The organism is Desulfovibrio sp. 7SRBS1, assembly GCF_049723905.1.
Classification (GTDB): Bacteria; Desulfobacterota; Desulfovibrionia; order Desulfovibrionales; family Desulfovibrionaceae.
On sequence record NZ_JBJKFD010000001.1, the window covers coordinates 1,229,607 to 1,243,176 of the forward strand.

14 protein-coding genes and 1 riboswitch are annotated in these 13,570 nt (G+C 55.8%); of the genes, 9 read left to right on the plus strand and 5 right to left on the minus strand.

The window, feature by feature from the left end:
- The 3 genes from kdsB (at position 1) to ACI0FJ_RS05905 (ending at position 2,740) form a co-directional block, all read left to right on the plus strand.
- Positions 1-732: a 3-deoxy-manno-octulosonate cytidylyltransferase gene (gene kdsB / locus ACI0FJ_RS05895; RefSeq protein ID WP_424306502.1), complete on the plus strand. Its 732-nt coding sequence runs from the start codon at positions 1-3 to the stop codon at positions 730-732.
- Positions 733-1,860, plus strand: coding sequence for a glutamine-hydrolyzing carbamoyl-phosphate synthase small subunit (gene carA, locus ACI0FJ_RS05900; protein WP_424300311.1), 1,128 nt, complete (start codon positions 733-735; stop codon positions 1,858-1,860).
- Positions 1,861-1,939: 79 nt separating this feature from the next.
- Positions 1,940-2,740: a tetratricopeptide repeat protein gene (locus ACI0FJ_RS05905; RefSeq protein ID WP_424300314.1), complete on the plus strand. Its 801-nt coding sequence runs from the start codon at positions 1,940-1,942 to the stop codon at positions 2,738-2,740.
- A 215-nt stretch (positions 2,741-2,955) separates the two neighbouring features.
- Here ACI0FJ_RS05905 and ACI0FJ_RS05910 read toward each other — a convergent pair whose 3' ends face one another.
- The 4 genes from ACI0FJ_RS05910 to ACI0FJ_RS05925 form a co-directional block, all read right to left on the minus strand.
- Complete coding sequence (locus ACI0FJ_RS05910; protein ID WP_424300317.1) at positions 2,956-3,705, minus strand: acyl-CoA dehydratase activase; 750 nt, start codon at positions 3,703-3,705, stop codon at positions 2,956-2,958.
- A gap of 171 nt (positions 3,706-3,876) precedes the next feature.
- A complete protein-coding gene (locus ACI0FJ_RS05915; RefSeq protein WP_424300320.1) occupies positions 3,877-5,151 on the minus strand; it encodes a double-cubane-cluster-containing anaerobic reductase in 1,275 nt (424 codons plus the stop codon).
- 421 nt (positions 5,152-5,572) lie between these two features.
- Positions 5,573-6,595, minus strand: a complete 1,023-nt coding sequence (locus tag ACI0FJ_RS05920) for a methyltransferase (protein ID WP_424300323.1) — start codon at positions 6,593-6,595, stop codon at positions 5,573-5,575.
- A 51-nt stretch (positions 6,596-6,646) separates the two neighbouring features.
- Complete coding sequence (locus ACI0FJ_RS05925) at positions 6,647-7,030, minus strand: MarR family winged helix-turn-helix transcriptional regulator (protein ID WP_424300326.1); 384 nt, start codon at positions 7,028-7,030, stop codon at positions 6,647-6,649.
- A 262-nt stretch (positions 7,031-7,292) separates the two neighbouring features.
- Between ACI0FJ_RS05925 and ACI0FJ_RS05930 the strand changes: the two genes are divergently transcribed.
- From ACI0FJ_RS05930 to cobI, 6 genes are all read left to right on the plus strand, one after another.
- On the plus strand, positions 7,293-8,093 hold the full coding sequence (locus ACI0FJ_RS05930; protein WP_424300329.1) for a sirohydrochlorin cobaltochelatase: 801 nt from the start codon (positions 7,293-7,295) through the stop codon (positions 8,091-8,093).
- A 45-nt stretch (positions 8,094-8,138) separates the two neighbouring features.
- A riboswitch (cobalamin riboswitch) is annotated at positions 8,139-8,326 on the plus strand.
- A 110-nt stretch (positions 8,327-8,436) separates the two neighbouring features.
- Positions 8,437-9,345, plus strand: coding sequence for a sirohydrochlorin cobaltochelatase (locus ACI0FJ_RS05935; protein WP_424300332.1), 909 nt, complete (start codon positions 8,437-8,439; stop codon positions 9,343-9,345).
- Positions 9,346-9,359: 14 nt separating this feature from the next.
- Positions 9,360-10,442 (plus strand): FecCD family ABC transporter permease, encoded by a 1,083-nt coding sequence (locus tag ACI0FJ_RS05940; RefSeq protein ID WP_424300335.1) that lies wholly within the window; start codon positions 9,360-9,362, stop codon positions 10,440-10,442.
- Entirely contained in the window at positions 10,439-11,251 is an 813-nt protein-coding gene (locus ACI0FJ_RS05945; RefSeq protein WP_424300338.1) for an ABC transporter ATP-binding protein, read from the plus strand. The genes ACI0FJ_RS05940 and ACI0FJ_RS05945 overlap by 4 nt, the downstream gene beginning before the upstream one ends.
- Complete coding sequence (locus ACI0FJ_RS05950) at positions 11,193-12,176, plus strand: ABC transporter substrate-binding protein (protein WP_424300341.1); 984 nt, start codon at positions 11,193-11,195, stop codon at positions 12,174-12,176. The genes ACI0FJ_RS05945 and ACI0FJ_RS05950 overlap by 59 nt, the downstream gene beginning before the upstream one ends.
- Positions 12,166-12,882: a precorrin-2 C(20)-methyltransferase gene (cobI, locus tag ACI0FJ_RS05955; RefSeq protein ID WP_424300344.1), complete on the plus strand. Its 717-nt coding sequence runs from the start codon at positions 12,166-12,168 to the stop codon at positions 12,880-12,882. The genes ACI0FJ_RS05950 and cobI overlap by 11 nt, the downstream gene beginning before the upstream one ends.
- A gap of 78 nt (positions 12,883-12,960) precedes the next feature.
- Here the strand turns inward: cobI and ACI0FJ_RS05960 are convergent, their stop codons facing one another.
- A complete protein-coding gene (locus ACI0FJ_RS05960) occupies positions 12,961-13,398 on the minus strand; it encodes a PilZ domain-containing protein (protein ID WP_424300347.1) in 438 nt (145 codons plus the stop codon).
- Positions 13,399-13,570: the final 172 nt, after the last annotated feature.

Genomic DNA, 13,570 nt, shown 5'->3' on the forward strand with positions numbered 1-13,570 from the left:
ATGCCCCGCTGTCACGGTTTTGTTCCGGCGCGCTACGCTTCTTCCCGCTTTCCGGGCAAGCCGTTGGCCGAAATTCTCGGCAAACCCATGTTCTGGCACGTCTGCACGCGGGCCATGCAATGCCCGGAGCTAGAAAGCGTGCACCTTGCCACGGACGATGAACGCATTTTCCAGGCTGCAAAGGACCTGGACATCCCGGTCATTATGACGGCTTCCAACCATCCCAGCGGAACGGACCGCATTCACGAGGCAGCCTGCGCACTGGGGCTGGGCGGCTCGGATGTCGTGGTCAATATCCAGGGAGACGAACCCGCCCTGGCACCGGGCATGCTTTCCCAATTGCTGGCCCCTTTTACGGACGCCGAAGTACAGGCCACCACGTTGGCTCATCAAATATCCCACGAGCGAGCCCAAATTTCCGATCAGGTCAAAGTTATCTGGACGAACCGGGGTGATGCGTTGTACTTTTCCAGGTCGGTCATCCCACATGGGACAAAAAAGGATCAGCCGATCTGGGGGCACATCGGCATGTACGCCTACCGCTTCGCCACCTTGGAGCGGTTCACGTCGTTGGTTCCCGGCCGCCTGGAGCAATGCGAGCGTCTGGAACAGCTCAGATTGCTGGAAAACGGTATCCCCATCCGGGTTGTCCCCACAGAATACATTACGCGGGGCGTGGACAGACCTTCGGACATCGAAGCGGTCCAGGCCCTCATGACGGAGAGCGCATAGATGAAAGCCATTCTCGCCCTTGAAGACGGCACGATTTTTTACGGCCGCTCCTTCACCGGCCCTGCCGAGACCTCTGGAGAGGTCATTTTCAATACCGCCATGACCGGATACCAGGAAGTGCTTACCGATCCGTCCTACACGGGACAGATGGTCTGCATGACCTACCCGCACATGGGCAACTACGGGGTAAACCCCGAAGACGTGGAATCCGACCGAGTGCGCGCCGCCGCCATGATCGTCAAGGAATGTTGCAAGACGCCCTCCAACTGGAGAGCAACGGAATCCCTGCCTGAATACCTCCGCAAAGCTGGAGTGCCCGGTATTGAAGGCATCGACACCCGTGCTCTGACCCGCCATCTGCGCCTCAACGGTGCCATGCGCGGTGTCATTTCCACGGAAGAATCCGACCCGGCCAAGCTGGTAAAGCAGGCCAAGGCCATCCCCTCCATGGAAGGCCTGGACCTGGCCTCCAAGGTTACGCCGGACAAACCATACATCTGGACCGGTACGGAGACCAAATCCGTAGACCTGGCAGATGGAAAATACGATTGGACCGGAACGGGGCCACGGCTGGTGGTCTACGATTTCGGAGTCAAATGGAATATTCTGCGTCTGCTGACGGATATTGGATTCGACATGCTCATGGTGCCGTCTTCCTTCACCCGGGATCAGGTTGCCGCACTTTCACCGGATGCGATCTTTCTTTCCTCGGGCCCCGGAGATCCGGCCGCCCTGCCGGACGTGGCGCATCAAATAAGCCTGTTGACGGAAGAATACCCCATTGGCGGCATCTGCCTTGGCCACCAAATTATGGGCATGGCCCTGGGCGGCACTACCTACAAGCTCAAGTTCGGCCACCATGGCGCCAACCATCCGGTGCAGGAAACTGCCACGGGCCACATTGAGGTCTCCTCCCAGAACCATGGTTTCTGTGTGGATATCTCCAAGCTCGACTTTCTGAGAATGACGCACGTCAACCTCAACGACAGAACGCTTGAAGGCTTTGAGCACAAAGAAAAACCCATAATGACTCTGCAATATCACCCGGAAGCAGGTCCCGGCCCGCACGACAGCCGAACCTTCTTCCCCCGCTTCCGCAGTTGCATTAAAAATGCTACTGGAAAATAATTCCATTGCATGCCGCGTGGATGCATAGTTAACAAACTGTCGACAGCTGAGTTCACCATTTGCCGTAAGGATAAATGCCATGTCCGCCGAACTGATAAAAGCACGTTCACTTATTGCCAGCATTAATTCGCATCTCAAACAGGACAAACTTATTCCTGCTGTTCAGGCTATGCACGATGCCGTCGTGATTATCCTGAGAAACAAACTCATGAAGGCGGAAAAGCAGGAATTTGCCCAACTGCTCGAAGCTGCGATCTACTCGTTGGGGGCCAATAAAAAGCTCAAGGAAATCTATCCCCTTATCATCAATTATTCGGAAGGGGAGGAGCGCTCCCTGCTTGAGCAGCTCAATGAGCTGATGAAAGAACTGCAGGCCGCAAGCGAGGCCGAGGTGCAGGGGCTGCTCAAACAGATGCAGCAGCGCAAGGCCGACGGGCTCAAGCAGATTGCCGAGCAGCTGGAAGAGGGCAAAGCGGAGCTGGCCAAAAAAACGGCGGACAAACTCATCAAGGAGTTTCCGCACGATGCCGACCTCAAGGCCGAAATAGCAGACCTGTTTCTCAAAGCCGAAGAGTACAAGACAGCGTTCGACTACCTTGATGCGGCCCTGAAGGACGATCCCGAAGCCGTTCACCTGTACAACCGCATCGGTATTGTCCTGCGCAAGATGCAGGACTTCGCCACGGCGGAACAATACTACGAGCGGGCTCTCACCTTCTGCACCACGGACGAATACCTCTACTTCAACATAGGGCGTCTGTATCACGACTGGAAAAAGTGGGGGCAAATGGCCAACGCCGCTGAAAAAGCCCTGGCAATCAACCCCAACTTTGCCCAGGCCGCCAAAATGCTGCAATTCGCCCAAAAGAAAAGGGGCTGAGTTCTCACTGAGCACACGAATGAAAAACTGAAAGGGAGAAGCGAAAGCTTCTCCCTTTTTCATTAAATATAAAATTCAACCTGCCCGTCTGCTCAAAAAAATACGCACAGCAAAACGTAAGAAAAATTCAATTCAGACACGTTTTTCCTGATACGCGAGGACATATTTTTTTACTGCACCGACACTCTCGTGCTTTTTTCAGCAGCCTGAACGTTTTACAGCTTGGCACACAACGCCGCCCCCAGCGCGCCGTTCATATCCGGATTTTCCGGGATGAGGGGAACCGCCTCCAGCGCCTCGGACATCAGTCTGACCATGCACGGATTTCTGGCCACTCCTCCGGCAAAAACCACCGGAGTGGCCCCACCGACCCTGCGCAACATATTGGCAGTACGCGCCACAACCGAGGCATGCAGTCCCAGAGCAATGCTTTGTGGCTGTTCTCCACCCGCCATGAGCGAGGTGGCCTCGGTTTCCGCAAACACGGTACACATGCTGTTGATGGTCAGACACTTCTCTCCGGCCAGGGCATAATCGCCGAACTCCTCCACCGGTATCTGAAAGACGTTGGCCAGATGTTCCAGAAATTTTCCTGTACCGGCAGCGCAGCGGTCATTCATCTCGAACTTCAGCACCCGTCCGTTCGGCCCCAGGGCAATGGCCTTGGTGTCCTGCCCGCCGATGTCCAGCACGGCGCGGGCTTCGGGAAAGAAATGTACGGCGCCGCGGGCATGGGCTTTTATCTCGGTCACGGTCTGTACGTCCGCATCAAAGCCATACCCTGCCGCGAGTTGCCGTCCATATCCGGTGGCGACCACATGGCTGGGGCGTACCCCTTCCAGCAGATTAACCAGCTGTTTTCGCGGATCAAACGTTGTAGGAAGCCGCCGGGAAAGGGTTATCTCCTCACCTTCCAGCACCACCAGTTCCATGCTCCGCGACCCGATGTCGATTCCTGCAATCATACGCGATTTCCCCGACTGATAGAGTACCGTGACAAAACGTGGTACCTGCGGCAAAAGCGTTGAATAGCCTTTGCCGCAGGTCCGATTTCACCGCCATGACCAACGGTGTGTCGGCCATGACGCTTGATTTGTATGGTGTCGCCCGCGACGTTTCCGGACACCCCGCACTTGCTAGCCGAGCATTTCCACAAAGGCTTCCACCCTTGTTTTAAGCTGCTCCACATCTTCCATGGAATAATCGGTTTCCAGCGCAAGCATGGGAATGCCCTGGGCCTCGAACATGTTACCCAGCTTCATGCCTTCATGGGCATACGGCTGACAGAACATGAGGGAATAGTTCACCACGCCGTCTGCCTTGAGCGTTTTCGCCAACTCGGCCACATTGTCCATGCGCTCGTCGTTGGGCGTAAAGCAGGCACAGTCTATCTTCATGTAACGGTCGACAAGGGCGTCAATCATGCCTTCCAGCGTGGTGGCGGATTCGTCCACCAAGTCGCGGGTATTGCGCGTTCCAATGCAGGACTCCTCGCCCACGATTACCGCACCCGAACTTTCCACCACGTACGGAAGTTTCCAGTTGGGTACGGCCATGGGACAGCCAGCCATGAGCAGACGCGGCGTATTGCGAGGAGCCACACCTTCGCCTGCGGCAACACGGGCTTCGAGTTCGTCGCAAAGTTCGTTGATCTTTGTGGTGAACCGGACAGGATCGTCATAAAAACTGATCTGGTTGATCAGCAGCGCGTCGCGTCCGGAAATGGGAGCCGGGTCGGCGGCACGCAGTGCGTTCAACCGCTGCAGGGCACGACGGCGGTCGTTGACCGTCTTGATGCTTTGGGCAAGACGCTCCGCTGTAATGGTAACTCCGGTTAGACGCTCCAATTCTTCCTTGTAGCGCAGCACTTCGGAACGCCACAATTCTTTGGCTGCCAAGGATTTGGTCTGCGGGACCTCCATTATATAGGTAGGGAGCAGGTCGCTCAGAGCTTCATAGGCCTTTTTCTTTCCGTCGCAGGTAGTTTCGCCCACAACCAGGTCGCTGGACTCGATGTAAGGACAGAGGCGGGCCAGCTTGAAGCCCATGAAAGATTTGATCAAAGCGCAGGTGTTGCGGGGAACACGCTTTTCCGCCTCCTGCGTTCCAGCATCGGCACCGGCACACAGCCCCACCTGAATGGCATCAGCGGCCAGGGTAAGCTCTTCGGGCACAAAAACACAGAATGTCCCCACAACTTTATGCCCCTGCGCCTTGGCGTCCTGCAGCTCCTGTATGCGCAGTCCATGCACTTCGCTCAATACGAAGTCCATGTATTCCATTCCCTTGAGGCGGTTGTCCTGAGACATGTAAATATCGCCGTAAAACTTCCCCAGCACTTCAAGCAGGCCATCGTGTGCTTCAATATCCAGGTTCAGTTTTTCCCACATTTCCCTATGCGTTTCGCTCATGTTTGTCCTCCGGTGCGTATCCTCTGGCGGATGATGCGTTGCAGTTGTTTTGTCGGGGCCGGAAACCTCCCCCAGTTTCATTACGTTACAGGCAATAGGGTGTACAAATTGATAGTAGGAACTCCTGGAAAGGAGATATATCGACAAAATAAATGCAAACCGAGATACCTTACTTGGAGTCTGAAACTCAAACTATGCAGTACAGGGGAAGGAAAAGTCCGAAGAGAGCAGTCTTCATATGTATCTCAATGCTTTGAAAAAGTGACGTAATCACCTAAAATTCAATACAAATTTACAACATTACAAATAAATGAAAATTGATCTGGGCATATTATTGGTCATTACCACAAAATCCGGAGCGGCTCTCCTCGAAAAGCCGCTCCGGATAGTATATCCGCCTTATGCAGACTAAAAAGCAGGCCTACAAAGGCTTGCGGGCGGCAACCAGTGTGGACCACCCCTTACTTGAGGTTTTGACCACCCTGATATCCTGCAGACCATAGGCAGCCAGCATATCACTCAGGGTATCCACGGGGAGAAAGTGCGATTTGTATCCGGCCAGTCTGGTAACTAAATCCAGCAGAGACGCATCCTTGGCGGACGTGTCCTCATCTTTTGCCATGTGATGGGATACAAACCAGCCGCCGGGCTTCAAGGACCGGCAGATGCGCCCCAAAGCTTCAGCCCACGCGTCCTCGCTGCTTACCAGGCTGTAAAAAACATGCGAGGCCAAAGCCAGATCGAACGAAGCCTCGGGCAACTGGTCCTTGCGCATGTCATACGCCATTGTCTCGACACGTCCGTCATATCCCAGCTTCCGGCAACGCTCGGCCGCAGTTTCCACTACATCGGGAAGGTCGCAAATAACCGCGCGGAGCGACGGATTTCTGTCCGTAAGAAGCATGGAAAAAGTGCCATGGTTGCCGCCAATGTCGCACATGCGGGTAAACTCAGAAAAGCCCGGCAATTCGGCAATTATCTCCACCGCCCGCTGCATGGGGCCAGCCATGGCCTCCTGGGCCGTTCCCTCCATGGCAAAATCCGCTGCCCAGGGTGCCGCCTGCTCACTCAGCCCCTCTTTATTGCGCAAGAGGTGCACCATATTTTCCGTGCACAAGGACATGAAATAGGTATTCAACTGCATGGCTTTTCCCTGAAACAACGGCGAGGAGGAGACCAAAAACTCGGCAGCTGTCGGCGTATTGGAGTACTTGGCCCCCTTTCTTTCCAAAAGGTCGAAGGCAACGCAGACATCAAGCAGGGGGGCCAGACGGTCGTCCAATGTCCCTGTGGCTTCGGCAATCTGCTCCGGAAGGGCCGGTCCATCCGCCAAGGCATCAAAAAGCCCTATTTCCATGGCAGCACTGAGGGCACTGCTTCCTACCCCCTGAAACTGGAGGCTACGCACAGGATAAAAGCTTGTTTTCGGAGTGGGAATGTTCACGGAGACTCCTTTGTTAAAGTATATAGCACCTATACACTTTGGGTAAAAAAATTACTTCAGGTACCCGTCCATCCAACTGTTCAACTTCTGCCCAAAGTCACACACAGCCTTAAAATCGACTTCGTCCATCTGTCGCAGGTAGTCAATGAACGCCTTATCATGCTCCTGATGAAAAGTGTTATGTCCGGCGCATACTTCATGCCCGGACCGGGTACACCGAACAATCAGACGTGACCTGTTGTCCTTGTCCAACGTCTTTTCAACCAAATTCTTTTCTGCCAACCGCCCTACCAATTGAGAGACAGCACCTTTGGTAATTCCGGTTTCCCGAGCCAAAGCGGTAATGCTGGCACCACCAAGCTCCAGGATGGTTTCCAGCATATGCACCTCGGCTGGGTACATGGAAAGCCCTTGCGGCCCCAAATTCTGGGGCATTTTTTCCACAGCCGTATACTTTTCCAGGGCTTGCCGGAGATTCCGAAACAGTGGCCCTATGGCTTCAAAAGTTCTCATACCGATGTGTATAGCTGCTATACACATCCTCGTCAAACATTTTTGATCTTGCGGTTTAATGCCACGATGCCTCTTTCACCTGTTCACCGGTTGCCCCCCGTTTTACTCCTCTGGTTGACACCCAGCCACCGGCCCGTGTACTTCGCTAGGCTCTCGAAGCATATTGCAGATACATAAAATTTCCATGAAGCAGACCTCACAACACAAGGCCATTGTTCTGGCCGCATTCGGCACGGTGCGTCAAAACGCGCGCCAGGGTTTTGACGTTGTGGAGCAACGAGTACGCGCGCTATATCCCGAATGGGAGGTTGTCTGGGCCTTCACTTCGGAAAAAGTACGCCGGGGCATTACCCGTTCCGGACAGCAGGCCGATTCCATTGATTCCGCCCTGGACCGACTCAAAGCCAAGGGCATGACCAGGCTGGCTGTCCAGTCGCTGCATACCGCACCAGGCAGCGAATTCGAAAATATGCGCGACACCTGTATGGAACGGTTGCAGGCAGGCGAATTCGAAGCGTTGCATGTGGGCGGCCCTCTGCTCGACTCCCCGGAAGACCTTGAACTTACCGCGCAAGGCCTGCGCACCTATCTTCCGCCCTGCCGTGCCGGTGAGACCGCCGTACTGGTCGGGCACGGTGCCATCCACGAAGGACATGCCTGCTACGCAGCCTTGCAGAAAGTCGTCCACAAAATCGATCCCGACATCCTCATCGGCACCCTGACCGGCGAACCGGGCATTGATAAAATTTTGCAGATTCTGCTCACACGGGCTCCCCAAAACGTCCACCTGCTGCCTTTTCTCAGCGTCCCCGGCTATCATGTACGTGAAGATATTGCCGGAAACGGAAGCGCGTCATGGGCCAGCCGCATCCAAAAAGCAGGCATGCAGTGCCACGTCCGGCAGACCGGAATCATAGAACACCCGCCATTTGTGGACATCTGGCTCGCTCATCTGGCAGACGCGGTCCAGGCCGTGGAAAGCTGAAAGGCACTACAAAAGCTCCATTGACACTTTTCCCCCACCCGGCTTAATCACCTTTTCACGACAGATGCGCACCGTGCGCTTAATAGGGAATCCGGTGTAAAACCGGAACGGACCCGCCGCTGTTACTCCGCAGTCCACAAGGCTGTATCGGCCCTTACACGCCACTGGTTGCTACCGGGAAGGCCGCCGATGAAAGGAGAAGTCAGAAGACCTGTCTGCCGTAGTTTCACACTCTCTCCGACAACGGGGGCATTGCCGTGAGAGGATCGTCTTTTCGACGCCACACCCTGCCCTACCTGCAGGGTGTCCTTATTTCCGCCCCGGAAATCAACGGAGCTTCTCCATGTACAAATCTTTTCATTGCAGGACCTCGCGCCTGTTGTATTTGCTGTGCGCATCCTTTCTCCTTCTGACGTTGAGCTGTACCGGCGTTCTGGCCTCGCACGGGCAAGAACAACCGGAAAAAACCGGCATCCTTCTGGTGGCGTTCGGAACCAGTGTTCCCGAAGCACAGGTCGCTTTCAAAAACATCGATTCCATGGTCAAAAAGGCCTTCCCCGGCATTCCCGTGCAATGGGCCTATACCTCGCACATCATCCGCCACAAACTTGCCAAACAGGGGCAAATTCTTCTTTCCCCGGCCCAGGCCATGGCCAAAATGGCAGATGAAGGTTTTACCGATGTGGCTGTTCAGTCTCTGCACACAATTCCAGGCGAAGAATTCCATGCCATGTTTGGCACGACCAGGGCTTTCCAGAAAATGCCCAACGGCATTCCTCACATTGCAGTAGGCCAGCCCCTGCTCAGCTCCGCTGCGGACATGAGCGCAGCGGCAGACGCGCTGCTGGCAAACGTGCCCAAGGAACGCAAACCATACGAGGCCGTGGTGTTTATGGGACATGGCACCCCGCACCCTGCCAATGTATATTATCCTGGCATGCAGTATTATTTCAGCCTCAAGGACCCCAATGTCTTTGTTGGCACTGTGGAAGGCTCCCCCACGTTGGATGATGTCATCAAAACGCTCAAGGCGCGGAAAATCAAAAAGGCATACGTCATGCCTTTCATGTCCGTGGCTGGAGACCATGCCAGAAACGACATGGCCGGAGACGAGCCGGATTCATGGAAGTCCGTGCTGACAAAAGCTGGTATAGAGTGTGTTCCCGTACTCAAGGGAACAGCGGAAATGGACAATGTGGCCTCCATCTGGATTGACCACCTGAAAACCGCCATGCAGCAACTGAAACATTAAAACGAGAGTTGGCGTTGAGCCACCCAGCCCTTCTTGTTCATAACCAACAACGGCGGCGGCGCGTTCTTGCAGTTGCCGCCGTTGTCTTGCTTGCCTCCAGTGCGGCGGCCCTGCTGTGGGCTTGCTTCACCGGGCCTTTTCCCATTGCCGCCGATGATGTGCTGACCGCCCTTTTCGGTGGCGAAAGCAGTGCGGCATTGTCTCCGGCAATACACACCATAGTGGTGGACCTACGCCTGGCCCGCTCCCTGCTGGCCTGGCTGGTGGGCGCATCCCTGGCCGTTTCCGGCTGCGTGTTCCAAGGCATTTTACAGAACCCGTTGGCCGATCCCTTCACCATTGGCGTTTCCACGGGTGCGGCCTTTGGGGCAAGCCTTGCCATTTTCTTCGGAGCTGCGGCCCAAACCGCGTTTTCATTGTTCGGGCTGCCTCTGGGCATTCTGCCTGTGGCCGGTCTGGGCGGGGCTCTGCTGGCTCTGGCCGCTGTTCTTTCCCTTTCTCGCGGGGCCGGAGGCATGCGGCGGGAAACGCTGGTGCTGGCCGGTATCGTTGTGGCCACCTCGCTGTCCGCCTGTATCGCCCTGGTCAAATCCCTGGACGAAGACACGGCTTCCAGCATTGTATTTTGGATCATGGGCAGCTTCCAGGGGCGCGGCTTCACCCATCTGCTTTTGTTCCTTCCCTACTGCCTGCTCGGCATGGGCATCATCGTCATTTACCTTCGCGAGCTGGACATCATGGCCCTGGGCGAAACCCAGGCCCGGCAGCTGGGGGTGGACGCACCGCGCATCCGCACCATTCTGCTGGTCGGCGCCAGCCTGCTGACCGGGGCCTGCGTGTCCGTGGCGGGCGTTATCGGCTTTGTGGGTTTGGTGGTTCCGCACCTCGTCCGCCTTTCCATTGGCGGCGAGCACCGGCCGCTGGTCCTGTTTTCCGGGCTGGCAGGAGGCATTGTGCTGCTGCTGTCCGACATGGCCGCCCGGAGCATCCTGCCCGATGGGGCCGAATTGCCCGTGGGCGTGATCACGGCGCTGGCCGGAGGCCCTTTCTTCTGTCTTCTCCTTACCCGAGGGAAAAACCTTCTGGAGAAAGGATGACAAAGGATGCTGAGGAAGGCAGGGAACAGACGATGATACAGGTGCGCGATCTGCATTGCGGATACAACGGACGCGAAGTGCTGCACGGCGTGGGCATAAATGTGCCCAAAGGTCAGATGGCGGGAATTCTCGGCCCCAACGGCAGCGGCAAGACCACGCTCATGCACGTGCTGGCCGGAATACTGGCCCCCACCTCCGGGGAGGCGGAACTTGACGGCACTCCCGTGCACAATTATTCGGCCAAGGCCCTGGCCCGAACCCTTGCCGTGGTTCCGCAGCACACCAGGGCAACCTTTCCCTATCGCTGCCTGAACGTGGTACTCATGGGCCGCTACCCGTATGTGTCCTTTCTAGGAGGATACAGACAGCGCGACATGGACGCGGCGCTGGAAGCCATGCGCGAATCCAAAAGCCTGCATCTGGCCGACCGCATGGCCGACACCCTCTCGGGCGGCGAATTCAAACGGGTGGTGATATCCCGCGCCCTGGCCCAGCAAAGTGAAATTCTGTTGCTGGACGAAGCCACGGCAGGTCTGGATGTTGCCGCAAAAATCGCCATGTACGACCTGTTCCGGCGCATGGCCGCAAACGGAACAACCATCTGTTCGGTCATGCACGACCTGAATCTGGCCGCGCTCTACTGCGACCGGCTGGTCTTCCTCAAAAACGGACAGGTGGTGGCAGATGGCCCTACGAAAGCAATCTTCAACCGGCAGACCCTGTCGGATGTATATGAAACGGAGGTGGTCATTGCAGACCATCCAATTACCGGCCAACCTCAGGCCCATTTTGTTCCCGGCCAAAGCTAGGCTGCTGACCTTCTGTGCTGCGGCATTCCTGTGTCTGACCATTGCAGCTGGTTCAGCCAAGGCAGGCAAATTGTGCATCACCGATGACACAAACACCCGCGTCTGCCTGGACGCTCCGGCCCGAAGAATAGCCCCTCTGTACGCGGCCATCAGCGAAATCTTGGACGGTCTGGACCGCTGCAATACCGTGGTGGTACGCACGCGTGGCGACGATTTGGCCTGCCTGCACGATGTTCCTGCCGCCGGAACGCATCTTCGCCCCAATCTGGAGCTTATCCTCGGACTTCAGCCCGATTTGGCAGTGCAGATGACAGGCCGGAAAAAGGCCCTGCTCCCCGTGGCACAGCTCCGCGAACAAGGCATTCCCACCGCCGTGTTCCAGGTGCACAACTTTGAAGATCTGTTCCGGGTAATAGAGCGAATCGGCGTACTCACCGACTCCTCGCCCCGTGCCCAGGAGCTTGTCCAATCCATGCGGCAACGATTAGATGCAATACACACGCGCGTTGCCAAACTTCCCCGCCCCAAAGTATTTTACGAAGTCCGCTACCCCAATCTGCTGGGGGCCGGGCGTAATTCCATGGTCAATGCCGTCATCGAACAGGCAGGTGGTAGCAACATCCTGCAGCAGGATGAAAAACTCGTCCGGCTCAACGAAGAAGTCCTGCTGGCTGCCGATCCGGACGTCTATCTCGTACAGCAGGGCCCCATGAATCCCACGCCGCAACCTCCGGCGCAACGCGACCATTTCAAAGAGCTCAAGGCCGTTTCCAACGGGCGGGTCCTCATGGTCAAAGAGCGTCTGTACTCGCGCCCTTCGTCGCGCAGCGTGGATGCGGTGGAGCAGCTGTCTCGCTTTCTCCACCCCGCGGCCTTTTCCCAAGCACCACAAGATACCTCTCAGGGAGCACCCCATGCACAATAATTTTGGAACACTCCACGCCATAGGCGTTGGTCCGGGCGACCCGGAACTCCTCACGCTCAAAAGCGTGCGGTTACTCTCCGGCACGGATGTCGTTTTTACTGCGGCTTCGCCCAAAAACACCTACTCCAGCGCTCTGGAGATAGCCCGCCCCCACATGGATGCCGATATTCCGGTCGTCCGTCTGGAGTTTCCCATGACACGCGACAAGGAAATCCTGCACAAGGCCTGGAAAACTGCCGCAGACACGGTAGCAGAACACCTGGCCGACGGGCGCAGCGGCGCTTTTCTCACCCTGGGCGACCCGCTTACTTACTCTACCTTCGGCTACCTGTATAAAACCCTGCGCCAGCTCCATCCCGACCTGCCCGTACAGATAGTCCCGGGCATCACCTCGTACCAGGCGGCAGCCGCCACAACCGGTACGATACTCGCGGAGAACTCGGACAACATGCTCGTGCTCTCCGGCATCAACAACAGGGAAAAACTGGTGAACGGACTGCGCAATACGGATAAGGCAGTCATCCTGAAGGCCTACAAGAATTTTCCCGCCATTCGCGAAGCGCTGCGGGAAGCCGGACAAATTGAAAATGCGGTTCTGGTCAGCAAATGCGGAATGGAAGGAGAATCCATTGTTCGCAACCTGGACAATACGGACGACAAACCGCCCTACTTTTCTCTCATTCTGCTCGGCACTCAGGTGGGCTGAACATTCCCAAAACCATACAAAAAGACCGCCTGGAATTTTCCGGCGGTCTTTTTGTATCCTGTATGTAAGAAACCGCAGTCAGCGCAGTTCCATTTTCTTCTTGTCCATCTCGGCCTTTCTCTCCAATTCCTTCCTGGTCTTCTTGATGTCTGCCTCGCGTTTCTGCTCTTCCAGGGTAATGGAGTGGAGCATGTCGGCCTGTTGCGTAGAAGGATTGACAAAAAGACACCCCACAAATCCTTTGCCAACGCGCACGACTTTCAGCTTGATGTCGGCCAGCAGCAGTTTGGTTCCCCGAAAAAGACTCACCATAATTATGTTTCCGGGAGCAAACTCTTTGGCATTGGTATTGAGGGCGATACCGGTGGCGCTCAAATCCTTCACGCTTACACTGATGGGCCGCCCGCACAGCTTGGCTCGCAAATTGGGAATGATGACACGGTACGCCGCCCGTTTGTCCTTGGCTTCTTTTTTTCCGGAAGTAACGGAAAGAATTTTCTTTAAAAATCCTGCCATGTAAGCGCTCACCTGCAAACAAAGGTCATAAAAAAGCACACAACTCCAACAAGAGAGTGAGAAATATAAAAAATACCTACTCCTGTACTAGGAGAAAGTAAATCTTGCTTTGGATTTTCCAAGGCTACCTCCCCGGTATACAGCCCTTTAGCATCCTTCAAAGCAGGCAGAT

Bases quoted from the DNA above. Each gene is read 5' to 3' on its own strand.
- kdsB (WP_424306502.1), top strand. From the start codon at position 1: ATGCCCCGCTGTCACGGTTTTGTTCCGGCGCGCTACGCTTCTTCCCGC.
- carA (WP_424300311.1), top strand. From the start codon at position 733: ATGAAAGCCATTCTCGCCCTTGAAGACGGCACGATTTTTTACGGCCGC.
- ACI0FJ_RS05905 (WP_424300314.1), top strand. From the start codon at position 1,940: ATGTCCGCCGAACTGATAAAAGCACGTTCACTTATTGCCAGCATTAAT.
- ACI0FJ_RS05910 (WP_424300317.1), bottom strand. From the start codon at position 3,705: ATGATTGCAGGAATCGACATCGGGTCGCGGAGCATGGAACTGGTGGTG.
- ACI0FJ_RS05915 (WP_424300320.1), bottom strand. From the start codon at position 5,151: ATGAGCGAAACGCATAGGGAAATGTGGGAAAAACTGAACCTGGATATT.
- ACI0FJ_RS05925 (WP_424300326.1), bottom strand. From the start codon at position 7,030: ATGCCCCAGAATTTGGGGCCGCAAGGGCTTTCCATGTACCCAGCCGAG.
- ACI0FJ_RS05930 (WP_424300329.1), top strand. From the start codon at position 7,293: ATGAAGCAGACCTCACAACACAAGGCCATTGTTCTGGCCGCATTCGGC.
- ACI0FJ_RS05935 (WP_424300332.1), top strand. From the start codon at position 8,437: ATGTACAAATCTTTTCATTGCAGGACCTCGCGCCTGTTGTATTTGCTG.
- ACI0FJ_RS05945 (WP_424300338.1), top strand. From the start codon at position 10,439: ATGACAAAGGATGCTGAGGAAGGCAGGGAACAGACGATGATACAGGTG.
- cobI (WP_424300344.1), top strand. From the start codon at position 12,166: ATGCACAATAATTTTGGAACACTCCACGCCATAGGCGTTGGTCCGGGC.
- ACI0FJ_RS05960 (WP_424300347.1), bottom strand. From the start codon at position 13,398: ATGGCAGGATTTTTAAAGAAAATTCTTTCCGTTACTTCCGGAAAAAAA.